Origin of the sequence: Cobetia sp. cqz5-12, from assembly GCF_016495405.1 — a bacterium.
GTDB lineage: Bacteria > Pseudomonadota > Gammaproteobacteria > Pseudomonadales > Halomonadaceae > Cobetia.
In genome coordinates, this window is the sequence record NZ_CP044522.1 from 828,916 (window position 1) to 849,893 (window position 20,978).

Here is a 20,978-nt window from a genome sequence, read left to right on the forward strand (position 1 = left end):
GTGCGGGGCGTTGGCCCGTTGGCGGAATGGACTTCGGTCGTCGCTGACACTCATTGCAGTTCAAGAGGTTCTCCCATGCTTTCCAGTCGCCCTTATCTGGCACGCGCACTCTACGAGTGGCTGCTGGATAACGACAATACGCCGTACATCGTGGTGGACGCCGAGCAGGAAGGTGTCCAGGTGCCGCGGCAACACGTCCAGAACGGTCAGATCGTGCTCAATATCGCACCCGGTGCGGTGCGTGATCTGTTGATCGCCAATGAAGGGGTCAGCTTCAATGCCCGCTTCGGTGGTCAGCCGATGCACGTCAGCGTGCCGACGACGGCCCTGGTCGCGCTGTATTCGCGTGAAAACGGTGTCGGTATGGTCTTCGGTCACGAGCCGGTGATGCCGGGTGCCGATGAGATGACCTTCGGTGAAGCCGCGCCAGATGCCGAGCCGGCCGCCACAGCGCGCCCGACGCTGGCCAGTGTCGGCAGTGCGCCCGTCGAGGAAGAGGTGCCTGCCTCGGAATCAGCGGATGCGTCCGTCGAGACAAGCTCAGGCGCTGATGCCGAAGCCGCCGATGAAGAGCAGGCGTCGGACTCGGCCAGCGACGAGCAGGGTGCTGATGACAATGATCAGCCCAAGCCGCCGCGCAAGGGCCGTCCTTCGCTGCGCGTGATCAAGTAATCACGTCGGCAGGTGGGGGCGATGGACGAGGGTTGGTCATTGTCCGCCTGATGTCGCTCCTGTCATGAAAAATGCCCCGCAGGCTTCGGCCTGCGGGGCATTTTTCATTCTGGGTGCTATTTATTCAGGGTACGTTTCGTTCAGGGCGCTTTTCGTTCAGGGCGCTTTGCATGTCAGGCATGTCAGGCATGCAAGCGCGCCACCTCGATCAGTCCAGGTACTCGAAGACCTTGGCGATACGCTGGATGCCGCCGACTTCAGAGACCTTGCTGACGATCTGGTCGGCTTCGGCGCGGGTCACGATACCCATCAGGTAGACGCTGGCATTCTCGGTGAGTACCAGGATGCGACCGGAGTCGATGTTGGCATCCGCCGCCAGCGTGGCCTTGACGCGCGTGGTCAGCCAGGTGTCCTGCACGCGTTGGCTGGCCGGGGCATTGGCGCTGATTTCCAGCGCATTGTGCACCTGACGCACGCGACGCACGTCCTTGGCGATGTCCGTGGCCTTCTGCTTCAGCTCGTCGCTGGCGACCTGGCCGGTCAGCAGCACCATGCCGTTGTAGGAGTTCACGTTGACGTGGGCATCATTGAAGCGGGCATCGGTCTTGCCGAGATTGACCTCGATCTTGGTCTCGATGCTCTCGTCTTCCACCTGGGCGCCCAGGGTGCGATCGCCATAGTCTTCGTCGATCGGGCCGCTGTTGGTCAGGTCGGCGACGGTGGTGCAGCCGGCTAGCGTCAGGAAGCCGGCGGTGGCCATGAGGGAAAGCAGATTCTTGGGCGTCATGCCGTTTTCTCCTGGTGAATGCCGTGGGGCGCGCGGATTACTCGTTGCTGCCGAACAGCTGATGATCAATCAGGTCGCACAGGCAGTGGATGGCCAGCAGATGGACTTCCTGGATACGTGCCGTAGAGGTAGCGGGAACACGAATCTCGCAGTCTTCGCTGCCCAGCAGTGACGCCATGTCGCCACCGTCACGGCCGGTCAAGGCGACGACGCGCATGTCGCGGTCGTGAGCCGCCTGGATGGCCTGCACCACGTTGGCGGAGTTGCCGCTGGTGGAGATGGCCAGCAGGATGTCGCCGGGCTGACCCAGGGCGCGGATCTGCTTGGAGAACACCTCGTTGTAGCTGTAGTCGTTGGCGATGGACGTCAGCGTGGAGGTGTCGGTGGTCAGCGCGATGGCCGGCAGGCTCGGGCGCTCACGCTCGAAGCGGTTGAGCAGTTCGGAGGAGAAATGCTGGCTGTCGCCGGCGCTGCCGCCGTTGCCGCAGGCCAGGATCTTGCCGTCATTGACCAGGCTCTGGACCATCATCTGGCTGGCCGCTTCGATGAAGGGCGGCAGCACTTCGCTGGCGTAGGTCTTGGTGTCAATGCTGGCGTTGAAGTGGCCGAGAATACGCGATTGGAAATCCATGATGGCTCTTGGTCGTTGGCTTCAGAACGCTTCGAAGGCGTGGCGAATCCAGTGAATGGATCGAGGGGAGGTCCCCTCCACGCCTACCACGTCGAAGCGGCAGGAACATGATAGCCCGTGCTGGGCCAGATAAAAACGCGCGGCAGTGATCAGCCGGCGTTGCTTGGTGTGGGTCACGCTTTCCAGCGCGCTGCCGAACCGGGAATTGGCCCGGTAGCGCACCTCGATGAAGACAAGGGTCTCGGCGTCACGCATGATCAGGTCGATCTCGCCGCCCTTGGCATGCTGGTTGCGCGTGACGGGTGTCAGGCCACGCGCTGCCAGCCATTGTTCTACCTCCGCCTCGATGACGGCGCCGCGCGCTCGGGCGCGACGCTGGGGAGGCGGGTGCGCCTTGCCAGAGGGCGAGTCGGCGCGTGTCATGTCAGGGCGTGTAGGCTTCGACGGTGCGGCTGTTGGCGCCTTTCAGTGGCGGACGCGGTACGCCACCTCTGAATTCAGCCCAGGGCAGCGTGCGCTCGATGCGGCCATCGTGGCGCGGGAAGAGGCTGCCTGTGGCGCCGAAGAGTTCGCCGCCCGCTCCGGCCAGCATCAGCGGTACGCGCTGGGCCAGACGATAGGCATCGACCCCCATGGCGTTGAGCTTGAGCATGCGCGGTGAAGCATCGGACAGGGCGCGATAGGTGTCGGCTTCCGGCAGGGATGCCTTGCCACCGGAGGAGGCCTCCGGCACTTCCCAGGGAATGTCCACGAAGTCGACGCCATTGAGGTCGCCGTCCTGATCGGGCTGCGGTGCGCCGTCATAGAGATGGGAAGTGCCGTAGATCGGCAGGTCGCCCGCGTAGTAGAAGTCCAGCATCGGCGGCACCTGACGCGCATAGCTCGGTAGCGCCAAGAGGAAGATCATGTCGATGTTGCCGGAATGGGCGCGGCCGTATCTGCTGCCGGATTTCTTGGCGGACTTCATGCGCGCCTGATCCTGGTTCGAGACCGACAGCAGGTCCTTGACGGCTGAACTGACGGCACCCTTGGGGTTGTAGCGCTCGACGGAGACGATGTCGCCACCTTCCTGCTCGAAGCGGTCGCGGAAGGCACTGTAGACGCGTTGGCCCCAGGCATTGTTGGGCACCAGCGCGGCGGCGCCACGATGGCCGTCGAGAGCAGCTCGCAGGGCGACCTGGCGGGCTTCGTCCTCGGCGGAAAGGCCGTACTGGAACAGGTTGTCGGCACGGTTGCTGTCGTGGGTGCCGTAGTTGAGGGCCAGGGTCGGCAGCGGCAGGCTGTTCTGGGTCTCGAGCTGGCTGACCAGCTTCTTGTCCAGCGGGCCGAGCACGACCTGAGCGCCATCCATGGTGGCACGGGCATACAGAGTCTTGAGGTCCGCGCTCGAGGTGTCATAGAAACTCAGCTGCGGCGTGGCCTCGGCATTGTCGATGGCGCTGCGATGGCGTGCCTCGATGCCTTCACGGATGGCCTGGGCGATCCGCTTGAGCGAACCGGACTCGGGCAGGAAGACGGCAATCTTGCGCACTTCCTGGCCGGAGAGCTCGCGCAGATCGAGAATGCCCTGCGGCATCTGGCGCGCGGCGGGATGCTGCGGGTTGGCGTCCGACCAGTCGTTGATGGCGGAGAACATCTGATCGATGTTGCCGCCGAAGCGACGCTGCAGGCGCAGCAGGTCCGTCCAGCCGCTGGCGGTCGGGCTGGCGCTGGCCAGCTCATTGAGCTGACTGGGAGACAGGCGAGTGAGCTGTTCCCACAGGGTGTCGTTGATGCTCAGGTCATCGCTGTCAGCCTGCAGGGCGATCAGGGTCTGAGCGCTGGCCAGAGGCTCACCGACCATGCCGAGTGCCAGCCCGCGACGCTTGCGCAGCGTGCGTTGGTCATCGCTGGATATCTGGATGCCGTCCTCGAGCACGGAGGTCGCCAGGATCGTGTTCCAGCCATCCTGCTGTTCAAGGGCGATGCGCGACAGCAGCAGGGCCCATTGCACGCGTTCCTGCGGCTCGAGGCTTGCCGGGTCGATGTCGGATGCGATGGTGATCGCCTGCGCGTTGTCGCCGCTGCGTGCTAGGATGTCCGCAGCTTGCAGGCGCGTACTGGCCGCTTGCTGACCCTGTTGCTGCTCGGCCTGAGCGAGCAGGGCATCGGCACCGGGGCCGCTGGAAAGCGGAGACTGTCCGGCACACCCTGCCAGCAGCAGGGCGGAGGCGGCGAGGCCTGCCAGCGTGCGCAGGCCGGAACGTGAACGGCGCGCGGCCTCCTGCCGGATGGCTGACGAAGTGCCCAGCGTGTTGGCTGATGCACGATTCCATGTCTGGCGCATGTACGACGGTCCCTTGGCTGATGGGCGATGTGGTCAGGACTGCATCGCCGCCTACTGTGATGAAGGGTGAAAGGCATCATGGCACTCGGTCGATCAGGGCCACGCATGCAGCGTCCTTCGGATGAAATGTCCCAAGGCAATCTGCCTGTGTCTGACGACCATTTCTACCATTGAGTTCAACGAGTCGAAGCATTGAATGTCCGAGTCTTCTGAAGGCGTATTGTACGTGGTCGCCACGCCGATTGGTAACCTCGATGATCTCAGTCCCCGCGCCGCGCGGGTGCTGGGAGAAGTGGACCTGATCGCAGCCGAGGATACCCGCCACAGCGCGCGGTTGCTGCGTCACCTGGGCCTGGAAGTGCCCATGATGTCCCTGCACGATCACAACGAACGTGGCCGTGTCGATCAGCTGTGTCAGGCGCTGGAGGCAGGCCGACGCGTCGCGCTGGTCTCCGATGCCGGCACGCCGCTGATCTCCGATCCCGGTTTCATTGTCGTGCGCGCCCTGCGCGAGCGTGGCTTCAAGGTAGTACCGTTGCCGGGGCCGTGTGCGTTGATCACCGCCCTCAGCGCGGCGGGTCTGCCGACAGATCGCTTCACCTTCGAAGGCTTTCTGGCCCACAAGGGTGGCCCGCGTCAGGCGCGCCTTGCTGCGCTGCGCGACGATAGCGCCACCCACGTGCTGTACGAGTCTCCGCATCGTATCCAGGCGTTGCTTGGCGATATTCGCGAGGTGCTGGGCGAGCGCCGGGTCGTGCTGGCCCGTGAGCTGACCAAGACCTTCGAGACCTTCCTCGATGGCACGGCGGCCGAGCTGCTGGCGCAGATGGACGCTGACAGTGATCAGACTCGCGGTGAGTTCGTGGTCATGATCGAAGGAGCGCCGGCACGTGATGGCGACGAGGCGGCCAGTGTCGAAGGCGACGCCCTGTTGCAGGTGCTGTTCGAGGAGGGCGTCGGCGTCAAGCAGATGGCCGCCATCGCCACGCGTCTGGTGGGCGGGCGCAAGAAAGCCTGGTATGGCAAGGCGCAAGCCATGAAGGACGCAGCAGAGGAATAAGCAAACCTCTGTTACGCCAGACTTTTTTGCCGCTGCCATTGTTCGGCCTGCGCGGGCTTCGTCTTGTGAAAGGCCCATGACACTGGTAGTCTTGCGCGCTTGGGAGACGGCCAGACAGTCGCCGCCAGCGCAAGCTGGGGGAGGAAAGTCCGGGCTCCATAGGGCAAGGTGCCAGATAACGTCTGGGCGGCGCGAGCCGACGGCAAGTGCAGCAGAGAGAAGACCGCCTACGTCAGCTTCGGCTGGCCGGTAAGGGTGAAAGGGTGCGGTAAGAGCGCACCGCGCGGCTGGTAACAGTTCGCGGCGAGGTAAACCCCACCTGGAGCAAGACCAAATAGGCCCCCTATGCTGCTGCCCGCAGTGGGGGCGGGTTGGTTGCTTGAGCCCTGAAGTGATTCAGGGCCTAGATGAATGACTGTCCACGACAAGACCCGGCTTATCGGCCATCTCCCGCCTTATAACGTCAGTGTGCTGCCAACCTTCGCGACGCGAGCGATGACAGCACACCTTGAATTCGCATGACCGGCGCCGTCCGCTGCGTGTTTCGTGAATGACCATTGCAGTTGGATGGCAACGAACACGCTGCCGTGACAGGCGCCGGTTGTCGGTTATGGCACTTGAATTCGTGTTTCAGCCGCTTGCCTGCTGCACGCAGGCGCTGTTTACGCTCTTATGCTGTCGGTGTTCTTTGCCACCGGCTCTCACTGCCCGCATCGCGTGCCAAGGTCCAGAGTTTCGTCATGTCCAAGCCCAGCGCCCCTTCCGTTACCGAGTCTGTCGATACCGAGTCCGTCGAAGTGGCTGATCGCTTCGCGCATGTCAGTGTCATGCTCGATGGCGCGGTCGATGGCCTGATTCAGGACACGGCCGGCGTCTACTTCGACGGCACCTTCGGTCGCGGTGGCCATTCGCGTCTGATCCTGTCGCGTCTGGCGCCCGAGGGGCGTCTGATCGCCTGTGATCGTGACCCCCAGGCGCTGGCGGAAGCCGCGACCATCGATGATGGGCGCTTCAGTATCCATGCCGGTGAATTCGCGCGTCTTGGCGAGTATGCCGAGCGTGAGGGCGTGCAGGGTCAGCTGGATGGGATCCTGCTCGACATCGGCGTGTCATCCCCGCAGCTGGATGATGCCGAGCGTGGCTTCAGCTTCATGAATGATGGCCCGCTGGACATGCGCATGGACCCCACCAGCGGCGAGAGCGCCGCCGAGTGGTTGTCACGTGCCAGTGCCGAGGACATGGCCTGGGTCTTCAAGACCTATGGTGAAGAGCGTTATGCCAAGCGTCTGGCACGCGCCGTGGTGGAGCGTCGCGCCGAGCGACCCATCACGCGCACCGGCGACTTCGCCAGCCTGATCAAGGATGCCCATCCCAACTGGGAGAAGCACAAGCACCCGGCGACGCGTGTCTTCCAGGCGATCCGCATTCACATCAATGGTGAACTGGATGAGCTGACCCGCGCGCTGGATGCCGGTCTCGAGGCGCTCAAGCCCGGCGGTCGTCTGGTCGTGATCAGCTTCCACTCGCTGGAAGACCGCATCGTCAAGCGCTTCATGCGTGACAAGGCGCGGGGGGATCAGGCACCGCGTGGCATGCCGATCCGTGAAGACCAGCTCAACAAGCGTCTCAAGCTGGTGGGCAAGGCGCAGAAGGCATCGCAAAGCGAAGTCGATGCCAATGTCCGTTCGCGCAGTGCCGTGATGCGCATTGCCGAAAAGCTCAAATAGCGTCAGTGCTCCCTCTGGGGAATCGTGCCTCTTTCTGCGCCTGCCTACCGGCAGGCGCGCGCGTGAGTGGACTGTGGGGAAAGGACGACACAAGTGTTGCCGTGCTGCAACTCTTAGCGGCTAACGCCACTTGCTGACATAATGCGCCGGGCGCTTGAAACAAGTGAGCGAACATCGCGCCTGCACGTTGGCAGTCTGCAAGGATATTCGTGGTGCGGGGCATCACGTTCAGAGTGATTAGGGAGTCGGCATGGCGGGACGGAGACAGGATGGCTGGACGGGTAACTGGCCGATCAAGGTGCAGATGCGTTGGCGTCACCTGTGTTTCGCGGTGCTGATGCTCAGTCTGCTTGGTTCTGCTGCTGCTGTCGTGATCAGCTCCCACCTCTCGCGCGGCCAATATGCCCAGCTGCAGAAGCTGGAAGCGGCGCGCGATGATGCGCGTGCACGCTGGGGGCGCCTGCTGCTGGAAGAGAGCGCCTGGTCGGCACCGGCGCGTATCGAAAGCATCAGCATCGAACGACTCGAGATGCGTGTGCCGGATGTCCACGATGTCGAGGTCATTCGCTGATGGCCACGCGTCGCCCGCCTTCGTCTCGTCCGCGCAAAGCCGCCGGCGCTGAGGCGCCCACCCGCACCAAGGCCGCAAGCGGTGCCCGCAAGAGCGCGCGCGCCGCCATGGGGCCTGCCCGCTATCGCATCATGCTCTTCATCGTGCTGGCCGGGCTTGTCGCTCTGGTCGGCCGCATCGGCTATCTCCAGCTCTTCGATCAGCAGTTCCTGCAGGATCAGGGGGACGCACGTACCCTGCGTGTCGACAGCATCAATGCTCACCGCGGCATGATCACCGATCGCACCGGTGAGCCGCTGGCGATCTCCACGCCGGTCATCACCCTGTGGGCCGACCCGCGCAAGGTGCCCGACGACCCCGTGCGGCTGTCATTGCTGGCGCGTGCGCTGGGTCAGCAGCCGGATGATCTGATCGCACGCGTCCGCCGCTATCGTGATGCCGGCAAGGGTTTCATGTACATCAAGCGCCAGATGACCCCACCGCAGGCCCAGCCTGCCATCGACCTCGATATTCCGGGCGTCAGCCACAAGCAGGAATACAAGCGCTATTATCCCTCCGGAGAAGTCTCCGCCCAGTTGATCGGCGTGACCAACGTCGATGACAAGGGACAGGAAGGGCTTGAGCTTGCCTACAATTCCTACCTTTCCGGGACGCCGGGCAAGCGACGCGTGCTCAAGGATCGCAAGGGGCGCCTGGTGCGCGACCTGCATCTGATCAGCGAAGCCAAGCCCGGCGGCGACCTGACACTTTCCATCGACCTGCGTCTGCAATACATGGCCTACCGCGAACTCAAGGCGGCCGTGGCGGAGCACCGTGCCGATGGCGGCACCCTGGTGATGATGGATGCCCGCACCGGCGAAGTGCTGGCGATGGTCAATCAGAAGTCCTATAACCCGAACAATCGCGCCGGGCTTGATCCCGCCGGGCTGCGTAACCGCGCGATCACCGATGCCTTCGAGCCCGGCTCGGTGATGAAGCCGCTGTCGATGAGCGCCGGCCTGGCCTCCAACAAGTATCAGCCTGACTCGGTGATCGATACTACGCCGGGTTACATGCGGGTCGATCAGTTCACCATTCGTGACTTCCGCAACTACGGCAAGCTCGACATGGCGGGAATTCTCTACCACTCCTCGAATATCGGCATGAGCCGCATGGCGCTGAGTCTCGAGGATGATGCGGTCTGGAATCGCTACTATGAGCTGGGCCTCGGCCAGGCGCCGGGTACCGGCTTCCCGGGCGAGACGACCGGCGTGCTGCCGCCGCCGACCAACTGGTCGCGCAGCAAGCGGGCCTCCATCTCCTACGGTTACGGTATCAGCGTCTCGGCGCTGCAGCTGGCCAGCGCCTATACCGCGCTCGCCAATGATGGCCGACGTGTGCCGCCGTCGCTGCTCAAGGTCAAGACGCCGCCGGTCGGAGACCAGGTGATCTCTCCGGACAACGCGCACGCCCTGCTCGGCATGATGGAGAAGATCGTGCAGCCCAACGGGCCTGCCAAGCGGGCGGTGGTCGAAGGCTATCGTATCGCCGGCAAGACGGGCACCGTGCGCAAGGTGACGGCCGGTGGTTATCAGAAGACCGCGTATCGTTCGTTGTTCGCGGGTGTGGCACCGGTGTCTGATCCGCGTATCGTGACCGTGGTGATGATCGAGAACCCCAAGGGGGAAGAATATTACGGCGGTCTGGTGGCGGCGCCCGTGTTCGGGCGCGTGGTGGGCAAGGCATTGCGCCTGCTGGATGTGCCGCCGGACAGCAAGGTCGGTGAGTAACGCTTTTCATGTGGCACGGTCGTCGGCCTCAGGCGGGCGACTGCGTCTTTTTTCTCATGTAGTGAATACGTTCCGGGACATCGGGAACAAGGAAGGTCTTCCGACATGACTTCACCGCACGATTCCAGGCGCCTGGGCGAGTTTCTGGCGCGCCCGTTGGCCACGGCGACAGACATGCTGGCAGCATTGCTGGCGCTGTGGCCAGGCGCCCTCAATGACGATTGCCGTGCACGGCTTGCCGCGCGCGATGACTGGCACCTGACGATCGACAGTCGCAATGCCGCGCAGGGCTCCCTCTTCATTGCCATTCCCGGCATCGCCAGTGATGGCCGCGACTATATCGCCGCGGCGCTCGAGGGCGGGGCCGAGCTGGTGCTGGCCGAAAGACCCGCCGACGAGGATGCACGTCTGGCACTGCATTCAGACGATGCCAGAGTCGTCTGGCTCGAGAATCTGGGCGAGCAGCTCGGTGAGCTGGGGCGCCAGGCCTTCCGCGTGCCCGAGTCGCTGACGCTGGTCGGGGTCACGGGCACCAATGGCAAGTCTTCCGTCACTCATTACATCGCCGAGCTGGCCGAAGCGATGGGCACGCCCGCCGGCATGATCGGCACGCTCGGCATCGGGCGCCCCGGCGCCCTGGTGGCAGGCGAGCGCACCACGCCCGACGCCCTGGCCGTGCAGGCGGCGCTCAAGGGCCTGAGCCTTGTTGGTGCCGAGCTGATCGCGATGGAGGTCTCTTCCCATGCGCTGGACCAAGGGCGCGTCAATGGCTGCCGTTTCACCGTCGCGGGCTATACCAACCTTTCGCGAGACCACCTCGATTATCACGGCAGCATGGCGGCCTATGCGGCGGCCAAGGCGAAGCTGTTCAAGCGTCCCGAACTCAAGCTTGCGGTGCTCAATGCCGATGATGCGCTGGCGCGTCTGATGCTGGCCGGCATGCAGCGCGGCGTGCGCGTGCTGGCGATGGGGCGTGATGAGGTCGCGACCCTGCGCGTGCTGGATGTCTTCCCCGAGCCGCTGGGTCAGGTCGCCGTGATCGCGACGCCGGATGGCGAGCGTGAGCTGGGCCTCAATCTGATGGGGCGCTTCAATCTCGACAATGCCTTGCTGGCAATGCTGATCCTGCATGGCCTCGACTATTCGTTCGAGGGGCTGTTCGCCGCCGCGCCGCGTCTGACGCCGGTGCCGGGTCGCATGCAGCGTCTGAGCCGTGATGGCGCGCCGGTGGTGGTGGTGGACTATGCCCACACGCCGGAGGCCGTCGAGACAGCGCTGACCGCGCTGCGTGCCCACCTGCCGGCACGGGATGATGCGCGCCTGTGGTGTGTGCTCGGCTGTGGTGGCGATCGCGACAGCGGCAAGCGCCCGCTGATGGCCACGGCCGCCGAACAGGGTGCCGACCGTGTCGTGATCACCGATGACAATCCGCGTACCGAGGATGCGGCTGCCATCCGTCAGCAGATGATGACTGGCATCCATGCCCGCGAGCGTGTGCTGGATATCGCCGAGCGTGGTGAGGCCATTGCCCAGGTCATCCGCGATGCCGGCGAGCATGATGTCATCCTGATCGCTGGCAAGGGGCACGAGGATTATCAGGAAATCGACGGTCAGCGACTGCCGTTTTCCGATGTGGCCCATGCGATCGCGGCACTGGAGCGTCGCGAGCTCTCGATGCTGGAAGGTCAGGAGCGTGACGCATGAGTGCGCCTGAACAGCCCGTCGGTCTGAGCACCTTCGAGGAATTGGCCGTGGTGCTCGGCGCGCAGTTGCCACAGGCATTGTACGGTCAGACGCTGGGTGCCATCGAGACGGATACCCGCAAGCTTGGCGAGCAGGCTGCACCACTGTTCGTGGCGCTGAAGGGTGAGCGCTTCGATGCCCATGACTTCCTCGCCCAGGCTCGCGCCAATGGCGCCGTCGCGGCGCTGGTCGAGCGGGCAGTGGATGATCCGCTGCCGCAGATCGTCGTCGCGGATACCCGTCTGGCCTTCGGGCTGCTGGCGGCGGCGCGTCGGCGTGCCTGGGGGAGGCCGTTGATCGCGGTGACCGGCAACAGTGGCAAGACCAGCGTCAAGGGCCTGGTGCATGCCATCCTTGTGCGGGATGCCGCGCGTTTCGAGGCCGAAAGCCTCGCCAATCACGGCAACCTCAACAACGATTTCGGTCTGCCGATGACGTTGCTGCGCTTGAGCAATGCCCACCAGCACGGCGTGGTCGAGCTAGGCGCCAATCATCTCGGCGAGATCGCCTGGACGACGGCCCTGGCGCGCCCGCAAGTGGCGGTGATCACCAATGTCACCGGTGCCCATGTCGGCGAATTCGGCGGCATGGGGCAGATCGCCCAGGCCAAGGGTGAGATTCTGGCGGGCCTCAGTCCGTTGGGAGGGCGACGTCCGGTCGCGGTACTCAACCGTGATGATGCCTACTTCTCGCTATGGCAGGCGCTGGCCGCGACTGGTCAGGCGGTCGATGTCATCGACTTCAGCGTTGCGGATGGCGCCGTAGAGGATGGTGATCGCCCGGCACGCCTGCAGGCGCGTGAGCTAGGCGCGGATGAACTCGGGCGTTATGCTTTCGAACTGACGTTTGATGGCCGCTCGCTCGGTCGTGTCCAGCTGGCGTTGCTGGGGCGTCACAACGTGGCCAATGCGCTGGCGGCTGCCGCGGCGTGTCTGGCACTGGGCATCGACAGTGATCTGGTGATCGCCGGGCTCGAGAGTGCCGAGAGCGTACCTGGCAGGCTGGGCGTCGTGGCGGGCATCAATGGCTCGCGTCTGCTGGATGACAGCTACAACGCCAACCCCGGTGCCATGCTGGCAGCGCTGGATCTGCTGGCGACGCTGCCTGCGCCGCGCTGGTGCCTGATGGGCGCCATGGGCGAACTCGGAGCAGACGCCGAACGTCTGCATGCCGAGGTGGGCGATCACGCCCGCAAGCTGGGCATAGATTTCATTGCCACCTGCGGCGAAGGCGCTCAGGCGACTGCCGAGGCCTTCGGGGCCGGTGGCAAGCACTTTATCGAGCGGGCGGAGCTTGAAGCTTACGCCCGTAACCATCTACCCACCGGGGCCAGTGTTCTGGTCAAGGGGTCTCGCAGCGCTGGCATGGAGAATGTCGTTGCCGCGCTCAAGGTCGACGCATCAAGGTGAATGTGAGTCATGCTGCTGCTGCTTGCTGAGTTTCTGGCCCAATTCAATGGCGCCTTCACGGTTTTCAATTATCTGACCCTGCGCGTGGTATTGGCCACGTTGACGGCACTGTTGCTGTGTCTGTGGCTGGGTCCCTGGGTCATACGCAAGCTCGTCGATGGCCAGATCGGCCAGGCCGTTCGCGACGATGGTCCCAAGTCTCACCTTTCCAAGGCCGGTACGCCGACCATGGGCGGCGTGATGATCCTGCTGTCGATGGCCGTCTCCACCCTGCTGTGGGGTGATCTGACCAACCTGTATGTCTGGGTGGTCCTGGCCGTCACGCTGGGCTTCGGTGCCGTCGGCTGGGTCGATGATTACCGCAAGGTGGTGGAAAAGAATCCGCGTGGCCTGCCGGCGCGCTGGAAGTACTTCTGGCAGTCGGTGGTGGGCATCGGCGCCGCCGTGGTGCTGTACCTGACGGCGAGCACGCCGGCCGAGACGGGCCTGTTGGTGCCGTTCTTCAAGGACGTCGTCATCCCGCTGGGCGTGTTCTACATGGTGCTGACCTACTTCGTGATCGTCGGCAGCTCCAATGCGGTCAACCTGACCGACGGCCTCGATGGTCTGGCGATCATGCCGACCGTGCTGGTCGCCATGGGCCTGGCCATCTTCGCCTACGCTTCGGGCAACCTGAAGTTCGCCGAGTATCTGCACATTCCGTTTATCGCCGGCTCCGGTGAGCTGGCGGTGTTCTGCGCCACCATCGCGGGTGCCGGCCTCGGTTTCCTGTGGTTCAACACCTATCCCGCCCAGGTCTTCATGGGCGATGTAGGCGCGCTGGCACTCGGCGCGGCACTGGGGGTTGTGGCGGTCATCGTGCGTCAGGAAATCGTGCTGTTCATCATGGGCGGCGTCTTCGTGATGGAAACCGTCTCGGTGATCCTGCAGGTCGGTTCCTACAAGCTGACCGGGCGACGTATCTTCCGCATGGCACCACTGCATCACCACTTCGAGCTGAAAGGCTGGCCGGAGCCGCGCGTCATCGTGCGCTTCTGGATCATCACCGTCGTGCTGGTGCTGCTTGGCCTGGCCACACTCAAGGTTCGCTGAGGACGCATTCGCGATGACCCTCTCTGTCACCTCCCGAGCATCGGCCTCGCCGGTGCCTGCCAAAGGACCGACCCTGGTGGTCGGTCTTGGCGTCTCCGGACAGGCGATCGCTCGTCATCTGAGTGATCGCGGCATCGACTTTGCCGTCGCCGATACTCGTAGCGCACCGCCGGGCCTCGAGAGCCTGCGCGAGCATGCGCCGCAGGCCGAGGTACATCTCGGCCCACTGGAAGCACTGGATCTGTCACGCTTCGGCGAGGTGGTGCTCAGTCCGGGCATCGACCCGCGTCAGGCGGTATTCGATGGGGTTCGCGAGCGGCTGGTCGGCGAGATCGCACTCTTCGTGCGCGCGCTGGATGAGCGCCAGGCCCGCGACGCACAGGGCAAGCGGCCCACGCTGGTCGCGATCACCGGCTCGAACGCCAAATCCACCGTGACCACACTGATCGCGCAGATGGCCGCGCGTGCCGGCCGTGACGTGGCGGTCGGTGGCAATCTGGGCACTGCCGCGCTGACATTGTTGCGTGAGCAGCCTGATGCCGAGCTCTACGTGCTGGAGCTGTCCTCCTTCCAGCTCGAGACCACGCCTGAACTCAAGGCCGATGTGGCCTGCTTCCTGAATCTCTCCGAAGATCATCTCGATCGCCACGATGGCATGCGCGGCTATCAGGCCGCCAAGCGCGGCATCTTCCGCGGCGCAGGCCTTGCGGTCATCAATGCCGATGACGCCTGGAGCTGGCCGGCCGAGGGTGATGCGGTGGCGCGAGTCAGCTTCAGCGTGCAGCTCGATGAGTCAGCTGATGAGTCGACCGATGAGGCTGCCGGGCAGGCGCAATGGCGCCTGGCGGAGCAGGGCGGCACGCTGTCGCTGTGTCATGTCGAGTCTGGCCAGCTGCGCGGCGTGATGCCTGCTGCGGAGGTGCGACTGGCCGGTCGCCATAACCAGGCCAATGCGCTGGCGGCACTCGCGATGGGTACCGCGATCGGCCTCGACGAGACGGCGATGGTCGATGAACTAGCCAGCTTCGCGGGGCTGCCGCATCGCGGCGAGCTGATCGCCGAGGTGGCGGGCGTGCGCTGGATCAATGATTCCAAGGGCACCAATGTCGGGGCGACGCTGGCGGCGATCGCCGGTCTCGGCCCGACGCTCGAGGGCAGGCTGATATTGCTGGCCGGCGGCCAGGGCAAGGGCGCGGACTTCACGCCGCTGGCGGCGCCACTGGCCCGTTACGCCCGTGAGGCGGTGGTGTTCGGACAGGATGCGCCGTCATTGACGCAAGCCCTGGCCGATGACGTCACCGTGACGCCAGTCATGACGCTGTTGGAGGCCATGCGTCATGCACGACAGATCGCACAGGCGGGGGACTGCGTGCTGCTGTCACCGGCCTGCGCCAGTCTCGATCAGTTCCCCAATTACATGGCGCGCGGCGACGCGTTCCGTGACTGGGTCACCCAGCACATCATGACCGGTGCTGACGGCAATTCTGGCTCTGGCCGCAGCGACAAGGAAGCCTGTGATGCGTAACAAGGCCCGGCGAGTCCATGACACCTTGACGGCAGAGCGTCAGCCCGTCGACGGCTGGCTGCTGTTCTGCGCGCTGGCGATCCTGTGTATCGGCTGGGTGATGGTGACGTCTGCCTCCAGCGAGATATCGAGCGAGCGCTTCGATGGCAATGCCTTCTACTACAGCATGCGCCACGGCATCTTCATCGTGATCGGCCTGGTGGCCGCCTTCTGTACGCTGCGCGTGCCGATGTCCGCCTGGCAGCAGCGCAGCTTCGCGATGTTGATGCTGGGCTTCGTGCTGCTGGTGGTCGTGTTGGTGGTCGGACGCGAGATCAACGGCGCCAAGCGCTGGATACCGCTGCCATTGGTCGGCGGGGTGCAGGCCTCCGAGATCGCCAAGCTGTGCCTGATGATCTGGCTGGCCGGCTATCTGGACCGCCGCCTCGACAAGGTGCGCGCCAGCGTCGTCAACGGCCTCATTCTGCCCTGTGTCCCCTTGTTGCTGATGATCATGCTGCTGGCACTGGAGCCTGACTTTGGCTCCATCGTGGTGATGGGCGGTGCCGTGATGGGCATGCTGCTGATGGCGGGTGTCGCCTGGTGGGGCTTCATCGTCTTGCTGGGTCTGGCGGGCGGCGGTGGTTGGCTGTTGGCGATCGCCGAGCCCTATCGCTGGGAGCGTCTGACCACCTATACCGACCCGTGGGCCAACATGTATGACAGTGGTTACCAGCTGACCCAGGCGTTGATCGCCTTCGGTCGTGGCCACCTGAGCGGCATGGGGCTGGGCAACAGTGTGCAGAAACTGTTCTATCTGCCGGAAGCGCATACCGATTTCGTGTTTGCCGTGCTGGCCGAGGAGCTGGGCTTGATCGGGGCGACGGCCGTGGTGGCGCTGTTTGGACTGCTGATCTACCGCGCCTTCAAGATTGGTCGCCGCGCAGAACTCGCCGGCTTGCCGTTCAGCGCCTACCTCGGCTACGGTATCGCCCTCGTGCTGGGGGCGCAGGCCTTCATCAACATCGGTGTGGCCAGCGGACTGCTGCCCACCAAGGGGCTGACCCTGCCCCTGATGAGTTATGGCGGCTCCAGCCTGATCGTCAGTTGCGTGCAGATCGCGATACTGCTGCGTATCGATGCCGAGACCCGCAAGCTGACCCGCACCCCGACAGGAAATGCCGCCGCGCCCCGGCGCAAGGCCAAGAAGCCGACCGAGACACCGCAAGGAGCACAGGCATGACGTCATCTTCTTCTACCATCGCTCCCGAGGGAGCGGTTGACTCGGTAGACACTGTCTCCAGGGGCGTCGTGCTGATGATGGCCGGCGGGACGGGAGGGCATGTGATTCCGGCGCTGTCGCTGGCACGTGCCCTCGCGGCGGCCGGTCACGAGATCCATTGGTTGGGCAGCCCGCGCGGCATCGAGAATCGCCTGGTGCCTGACGCCGGCTACCCGCTGCATCGGGTCGAGGTTGCGGGCCTGCGTGGCAAGGGGCTGGCGGGCTATGCGGCAATTCCGTTTCGCCTGACCCGCGCTGTTGTGCAGGCGCGACGCATCATCCGTGAACTCAAGCCGGTGCTGGTGGTAGGCCTCGGTGGCTTCGCCAGTGGTCCGGGCGGGCTCGCGGCGCGCCTTGAAGGCATTCCGCTGGTCATCCATGAGCAGAATGCCATCGCGGGCCTGACCAACAAGGTGCTGGCACGAATGGCGACGCGTGTCTACGCCGCCTTCCCGGGTGCCTTTCCGTCGGCCCTCGGAGCTCAGGTGGTGGGCAATCCGGTGCGCGATGAGATCGCCGACGTTGGTGCCGCCGGGCATGCGTCCGAGTCTGCTGTCGAGACGGCAGGCGAGGCGCGTGCCTTGCATCTGCTGGTGATCGGCGGCTCGCTGGGGGCTCAGGCGCTCAACGAGACGCTCGCGCCGGCGCTGGCCTTGCTGCCGGAAGCCTCGCGCCCCGTGGTGCGCCATCAGGCCGGACGTGACAAGCAGGAGGCGACCCTTGCCGCCTATCAGGCCGCCGGTGTCACGGCTGAGGTCAGCGAGTTCATCGGTGACATGGCCGAGGCCTACGCCTGGGCAGACCTCGTGGTCTGTCGCGCCGGCGCGCTGACCGTGGCCGAGCTGGCTGCGGCAGGTCGCCCTGCGGTGCTGGTGCCGTTCCCCCACGCCGTGGATGACCATCAGACCGTCAATGCCGCGGTATTGGTCAAGGCGGATGCCGCGCGGCTGATTCCTCAGAATACGTTGACTGCCGAGCGCCTCGCCGAGACGCTGGCAGAATTGCTCGACCCCAAGATACTCACTGGCATGGCCGCTCGCGCCCGCAATAGTGCGGAACTCGATGCGGTAGCGACCATGCTGGCAGGCTGCATGGAGACTCGCCTTGAACGCTAGCAATTCTGATCGCGGTGCAGGTATGCGCCGCATCCGTCGTATCCACTTCGTCGGCATCGGCGGTGTGGGCATGTGTGGTATCGCCGAAGTACTGGGCAACATGGGCTATGAGGTCAGCGGCAGTGATCTCAGGGAATCCGCCGTCACGGCGCATCTGCGTGAGTGCGGCGTGCGTGTCGCCATCGGTCATGCGGCCATCAATGCTGAAGGCTCGGATGTGGTCGTGGTCTCAACCGCGGTGGACACCACCAACCCCGAAGTGGCCTGGGCGCGGGAGCATCGCATTCCCGTCGTGCGTCGTGCGGAGATGCTCGCCGAGCTGATGCGCTTCCGCCAAGGCATCGCGATTGCCGGTACCCACGGCAAGACCACCACCACCAGCCTGACCGCGACCCTGCTCGCGGAAGGTGGCATGGACCCGACCTTCGTCATCGGCGGCAAGCTGACCAGCGCGGGCACCAACGCCCGTCTGGGCGAGGGCGAGTATCTGGTCGCCGAGGCGGACGAGTCCGATGCCTCCTTCCTGCACCTGCAGCCGTTGATCTCGGTGGTGACCAACGTCGATGCCGATCACATGGCCACCTATGAGGGAGACTTCAATCGCCTCAAGGACACCTTCATCGAATTCCTGCACAACCTGCCGTTCTACGGTCTGGCGGTGCTGTGTATCGATGATGCCAACGTGCGTGAGCTGCTGCCGCGTGTTCAGCGTCAGTTCGTGACCTACGGCTTCAGCGACGATGCCGATTACCGCATCAGCGATTTCCGCCAGGGGGGCGGTCAGCTCAGCTTCACGGCGCTGCGTCCGGAAGGCCATGCGCCGCTCGAGATCACCCTGGCGATGCCCGGTGAGCACAACGCGCTCAACGCCCTGGCGGCGATCGCCATCGCCACCGATGTCGGCGTCAGCGATGAGGCCATCGCCCGCGCGCTGGCAAGCTTTGCCGGTGTCGGTCGTCGCTTCCAGGTGCACGGAGAATTCGCGGCACCCAATGGCGAGAAGAGCGTGATGCTGGTGGACGACTATGGCCACCACCCGCGCGAAGTGGAGATGGTGATTCGCGCCGTGCGCGCCGGCTGGCCGCAGCGCCGTCTGGTGATGGCCTACCAGCCGCACCGTTATTCGCGCACCCATGATCTCTATGAAGACTTCGTGCGTGTGCTGTCCGAAGTCGACACCCTGTTGCTGCTGGATGTCTACAGCGCCGGGGAAGCGATGATTCCGGGCGCCGATGGCCGCTCGCTGGCGGGCTCGATCCGTCAGCGCGGTCAGGTGGACCCGCTGTTCGTCGAGCACAAGCGTGCCTTGCCGGACTTGCTCAAGAACGTGCTGCGTCCGGGCGATATCCTGATCACCCAGGGGGCGGGCGATGTCGGTGGCATTGCGCTGGCACTGGCGGGGGCCGACCTCAAGCTTGACGAGGTGACGCTATGACCGTCTCTTCCTCCCCCTCCGGATCGACAGGCGTGAATCCTGAACTGGCCACGCGCTATGGACGTGTCGTGGTGCTGTTCGGTGGTCTGAGCGCCGAGCGCGAGGTGTCGCTCAAGAGTGGTGCGGCGGTGCTGGCCGCCCTGCAGGGCGCAGGCGTCGATGTGCAGGGCTATGACATGGCGCATGGGCTGGCCGGTCTCGAGGCTTTGCGCCCCGACCGTGTCTTCATCGCCATGCATGGTCGCGGCGGCGAAGATGGCACCTTGCAGGGGGCGCTGGAATTGCTGGGCATCCCCTATACCGGCAGCGGCGTTCTGGCCTCTGCACTGGGCATGGACAAGCTGCGTACCAAGAAGCTCTGGGATATCGAAGGCTTGCCGACGCCGCGCTCCTGTCGCCTGGCGGCGGACACGGACTGGCAGTCAGTGCTCGAGACGCTCGGTACCCCGGTGGTGGTCAAGCCGGTGCATGAGGGGTCGACACTCGGCATTCATATCGTCGAGGACGCCCAGGCACTCCAGGACGCCTGGACGGATGCCAGCCGTTTCGATGCGGTGGTGATGGCCGAACGTTTCATCAAGGGCCCGGAATACACGGTGTCGGTGTTGGACGGCGAGGTCCTGCCGGCCATTCGTATCGAAGCCGATAGCGGATTCTATGATTACGACGCCAAATACATCGCCAATACCACGCGCTACCTGCTGCCTTGTGGTCTGAGCGCTGCGCGCGAGGCGGAACTGGCCGAGATCTCGCTCAAGGCCTTCAACGTGCTGGGTTGCGAGGGCTGGGGCCGTGTCGATGTGATGGAAGATGCGGATGGCGCCTTCTGGCTGCTTGAGGTCAATACCTCGCCCGGCATGACGGATCACAGCCTGGTGCCGCAATCCGCGGCGCATGTCGGGCTCGATTTCGCCACCCTGGTGCTGCGTATTCTTGACACGACTCTCGCCGAGCGGGACGCAAACGATGCGTCAGTCGCTCAGCAGAGTGGTCATTGATCGATGGCGGCGCGTAGCACTACCGGCGCAATCTTCGGCCTCGTTCTCGGTCTTGCGTTGCTGGTCGCGGGCGGTCAGGCATTGTGGACCTGGCTTGACCGTCCCATTGAGCGAGTCACCATCAAGGGTGACTTCGATCATGTCAGTGCTGCCTACCTTCAGCGCCATATCGCGCCGTTGATTCGTGGTCAGAGCTGGCTCTCCGTCCCATTGGGTGAGGTTCGGCGTCGCGCGTTGGCGATCGATTGGCTGAGTGAAGTCAGCATTTCGCGTCGCTGGCCGGATACACTCGAATTCGAGCTGTTTGAACAGCAGCCGGTGGCCTACTGGAATGATGGCGAATTGCTCAATGTGCGTGGTGATGCCTTCCAGGCGGGGCCGGTCACGCAGCTGGGCAATCTGCCCAATCTGGCGGGGCCCGAGGGCAGTGGATCCGAGGTGCTGGCCGAGCTTGACGCATTGCAGAGCCAGTTGGGCGGGCTGGGGCTCAATGTCTCCCAGTTGAGATTGGAGCCGCGCGGCGCCTGGCGCTTTCAGGTCAATGATTCGGTGTGGGTGATGCTGGGGCGCAATGATCGAGAGGCGCGTCTGGCGCGTTTCATGGCGGCCTGGCAGCGGCGTCTGGGCGATGAGGCGTCGCAGATCCGCTACATTGATCTGCGTTACCCCAACGGAGTGGCAGTGGCGTGGCATGGGGAGACGACGGCACTCGAAGAAGGCAAGGACAGTTGAAGCAAATGGCGACACTCACTACATGCTTCATTTGCGTGTGAGTATTAGCAAAATGGCGATATCGCCAGTTTCATTTGTCGTCAATCCCGCCTATTCTAGCGGGGATTTGCGCCCCTCGGTATTTT

At 64.4% G+C, this 20,978-nt stretch carries 18 protein-coding genes and 1 other RNA gene; 15 read left to right on the forward strand and 4 right to left on the reverse strand.

Annotated elements, in window-relative coordinates; translation table 11 throughout:
• Positions 1 to 75 precede the first annotated feature (75 nt).
• Positions 76 to 672 carry a ClpXP protease specificity-enhancing factor gene (locus F8A90_RS03545; protein ID WP_200019008.1) on the forward strand — a complete coding sequence of 199 codons (597 nt, stop codon included), beginning with the start codon at positions 76 to 78 and terminating at the stop codon, positions 670 to 672.
• 208 nt (positions 673 to 880) lie between these two features.
• Here F8A90_RS03545 and F8A90_RS03550 read toward each other — a convergent pair whose 3' ends face one another.
• The 4 genes from F8A90_RS03550 to F8A90_RS03565 are packed head-to-tail and all read right to left on the reverse strand — an operon-like array spanning position 881 to position 4,416.
• A complete protein-coding gene (locus F8A90_RS03550) occupies positions 881 to 1,459 on the reverse strand; it encodes a BON domain-containing protein (RefSeq protein WP_054555092.1) in 579 nt (192 codons plus the stop codon).
• A gap of 37 nt (positions 1,460 to 1,496) precedes the next feature.
• Positions 1,497 to 2,090, reverse strand: coding sequence for a phosphoheptose isomerase (locus tag F8A90_RS03555; protein ID WP_043332512.1), 594 nt, complete (start codon positions 2,088 to 2,090; stop codon positions 1,497 to 1,499).
• 21 nt (positions 2,091 to 2,111) lie between these two features.
• Entirely contained in the window at positions 2,112 to 2,513 is a 402-nt protein-coding gene (locus F8A90_RS03560; protein WP_052384397.1) for a YraN family protein, read from the reverse strand.
• Between the two features lies 1 nt (position 2,514).
• The gene (locus F8A90_RS03565; RefSeq protein WP_200019010.1) at positions 2,515 to 4,416 is read right to left on the reverse strand and encodes a penicillin-binding protein activator; all 1,902 of its coding nucleotides are present in this window, start codon (positions 4,414 to 4,416) and stop codon (positions 2,515 to 2,517) included.
• A gap of 196 nt (positions 4,417 to 4,612) precedes the next feature.
• On the opposite strand from F8A90_RS03565, the gene rsmI reads away from it, so the two are divergent.
• From rsmI to F8A90_RS03635, 14 genes are all read left to right on the forward strand, one after another.
• Entirely contained in the window at positions 4,613 to 5,476 is an 864-nt protein-coding gene (rsmI, locus tag F8A90_RS03570) for a 16S rRNA (cytidine(1402)-2'-O)-methyltransferase (protein WP_200019012.1), read from the forward strand.
• Positions 5,477 to 5,578: 102 nt separating this feature from the next.
• Positions 5,579 to 5,931, forward strand: an RNA gene (gene rnpB, locus F8A90_RS03575) — RNase P RNA component class A.
• Positions 5,932 to 6,216: 285 nt separating this feature from the next.
• Entirely contained in the window at positions 6,217 to 7,203 is a 987-nt protein-coding gene (gene rsmH / locus F8A90_RS03580) for a 16S rRNA (cytosine(1402)-N(4))-methyltransferase RsmH (RefSeq protein WP_200019014.1), read from the forward strand.
• 250 nt (positions 7,204 to 7,453) lie between these two features.
• The gene (gene ftsL / locus F8A90_RS03585) at positions 7,454 to 7,774 is read left to right on the forward strand and encodes a cell division protein FtsL (RefSeq protein WP_043332508.1); all 321 of its coding nucleotides are present in this window, start codon (positions 7,454 to 7,456) and stop codon (positions 7,772 to 7,774) included.
• Between the two features lie 107 nt (positions 7,775 to 7,881).
• Complete coding sequence (locus tag F8A90_RS03590) at positions 7,882 to 9,543, forward strand: peptidoglycan D,D-transpeptidase FtsI family protein (protein WP_166019561.1); 1,662 nt, start codon at positions 7,882 to 7,884, stop codon at positions 9,541 to 9,543.
• 105 nt (positions 9,544 to 9,648) lie between these two features.
• On the forward strand, positions 9,649 to 11,247 hold the full coding sequence (locus F8A90_RS03595; RefSeq protein WP_233593428.1) for a UDP-N-acetylmuramoyl-L-alanyl-D-glutamate--2,6-diaminopimelate ligase: 1,599 nt from the start codon (positions 9,649 to 9,651) through the stop codon (positions 11,245 to 11,247).
• Entirely contained in the window at positions 11,244 to 12,695 is a 1,452-nt protein-coding gene (locus F8A90_RS03600) for a UDP-N-acetylmuramoyl-tripeptide--D-alanyl-D-alanine ligase (protein WP_200019016.1), read from the forward strand. Before F8A90_RS03595 ends, F8A90_RS03600 begins: the two co-directional genes overlap by 4 nt.
• A 9-nt stretch (positions 12,696 to 12,704) precedes the next feature.
• Entirely contained in the window at positions 12,705 to 13,787 is a 1,083-nt protein-coding gene (gene mraY / locus F8A90_RS03605) for a phospho-N-acetylmuramoyl-pentapeptide-transferase (protein ID WP_043332504.1), read from the forward strand.
• A gap of 13 nt (positions 13,788 to 13,800) precedes the next feature.
• Entirely contained in the window at positions 13,801 to 15,312 is a 1,512-nt protein-coding gene (gene murD / locus F8A90_RS03610; RefSeq protein ID WP_200019018.1) for a UDP-N-acetylmuramoyl-L-alanine--D-glutamate ligase, read from the forward strand.
• A complete protein-coding gene (gene ftsW, locus F8A90_RS03615; RefSeq protein ID WP_200019020.1) occupies positions 15,305 to 16,534 on the forward strand; it encodes a putative lipid II flippase FtsW in 1,230 nt (409 codons plus the stop codon). The genes murD and ftsW overlap by 8 nt, the downstream gene beginning before the upstream one ends.
• 77 nt (positions 16,535 to 16,611) lie before the next feature.
• Positions 16,612 to 17,688, forward strand: a complete 1,077-nt coding sequence (gene murG, locus F8A90_RS03620; RefSeq protein ID WP_200019867.1) for an undecaprenyldiphospho-muramoylpentapeptide beta-N-acetylglucosaminyltransferase — start codon at positions 16,612 to 16,614, stop codon at positions 17,686 to 17,688.
• Positions 17,689 to 17,710: 22 nt separating this feature from the next.
• On the forward strand, positions 17,711 to 19,123 hold the full coding sequence (gene murC / locus F8A90_RS03625; protein ID WP_200019868.1) for a UDP-N-acetylmuramate--L-alanine ligase: 1,413 nt from the start codon (positions 17,711 to 17,713) through the stop codon (positions 19,121 to 19,123).
• 32 nt (positions 19,124 to 19,155) lie between these two features.
• Positions 19,156 to 20,121: a D-alanine--D-alanine ligase gene (locus F8A90_RS03630; RefSeq protein ID WP_054555189.1), complete on the forward strand. Its 966-nt coding sequence runs from the start codon at positions 19,156 to 19,158 to the stop codon at positions 20,119 to 20,121.
• Positions 20,122 to 20,124: 3 nt separating this feature from the next.
• On the forward strand, positions 20,125 to 20,853 hold the full coding sequence (locus tag F8A90_RS03635) for a cell division protein FtsQ/DivIB (protein WP_166019188.1): 729 nt from the start codon (positions 20,125 to 20,127) through the stop codon (positions 20,851 to 20,853).
• The last annotated feature ends 125 nt before the right edge of the window (positions 20,854 to 20,978 follow it).

Bases quoted from the DNA above. Each gene is read 5' to 3' on its own strand.
- F8A90_RS03560 (WP_052384397.1), bottom strand. From the start codon at position 2,513: ATGACACGCGCCGACTCGCCCTCTGGCAAGGCGCACCCGCCTCCCCAG.
- murC (WP_200019868.1), top strand. From the start codon at position 17,711: ATGCGCCGCATCCGTCGTATCCACTTCGTCGGCATCGGCGGTGTGGGC.
- F8A90_RS03545 (WP_200019008.1), top strand. From the start codon at position 76: ATGCTTTCCAGTCGCCCTTATCTGGCACGCGCACTCTACGAGTGGCTG.
- F8A90_RS03550 (WP_054555092.1), bottom strand. From the start codon at position 1,459: ATGACGCCCAAGAATCTGCTTTCCCTCATGGCCACCGCCGGCTTCCTG.
- F8A90_RS03565 (WP_200019010.1), bottom strand. From the start codon at position 4,416: ATGCGCCAGACATGGAATCGTGCATCAGCCAACACGCTGGGCACTTCG.
- rsmH (WP_200019014.1), top strand. From the start codon at position 6,217: ATGTCCAAGCCCAGCGCCCCTTCCGTTACCGAGTCTGTCGATACCGAG.
- F8A90_RS03555 (WP_043332512.1), bottom strand. From the start codon at position 2,090: ATGGATTTCCAATCGCGTATTCTCGGCCACTTCAACGCCAGCATTGAC.
- mraY (WP_043332504.1), top strand. From the start codon at position 12,705: ATGCTGCTGCTGCTTGCTGAGTTTCTGGCCCAATTCAATGGCGCCTTC.
- ftsL (WP_043332508.1), top strand. From the start codon at position 7,454: ATGGCGGGACGGAGACAGGATGGCTGGACGGGTAACTGGCCGATCAAG.
- murD (WP_200019018.1), top strand. From the start codon at position 13,801: ATGACCCTCTCTGTCACCTCCCGAGCATCGGCCTCGCCGGTGCCTGCC.
- murG (WP_200019867.1), top strand. From the start codon at position 16,612: ATGGCCGGCGGGACGGGAGGGCATGTGATTCCGGCGCTGTCGCTGGCA.
- rsmI (WP_200019012.1), top strand. From the start codon at position 4,613: ATGTCCGAGTCTTCTGAAGGCGTATTGTACGTGGTCGCCACGCCGATT.
- F8A90_RS03635 (WP_166019188.1), top strand. From the start codon at position 20,125: ATGGCGGCGCGTAGCACTACCGGCGCAATCTTCGGCCTCGTTCTCGGT.
- F8A90_RS03590 (WP_166019561.1), top strand. From the start codon at position 7,882: ATGGGGCCTGCCCGCTATCGCATCATGCTCTTCATCGTGCTGGCCGGG.
- ftsW (WP_200019020.1), top strand. From the start codon at position 15,305: ATGCGTAACAAGGCCCGGCGAGTCCATGACACCTTGACGGCAGAGCGT.
- F8A90_RS03595 (WP_233593428.1), top strand. From the start codon at position 9,649: ATGACTTCACCGCACGATTCCAGGCGCCTGGGCGAGTTTCTGGCGCGC.
- F8A90_RS03600 (WP_200019016.1), top strand. From the start codon at position 11,244: ATGAGTGCGCCTGAACAGCCCGTCGGTCTGAGCACCTTCGAGGAATTG.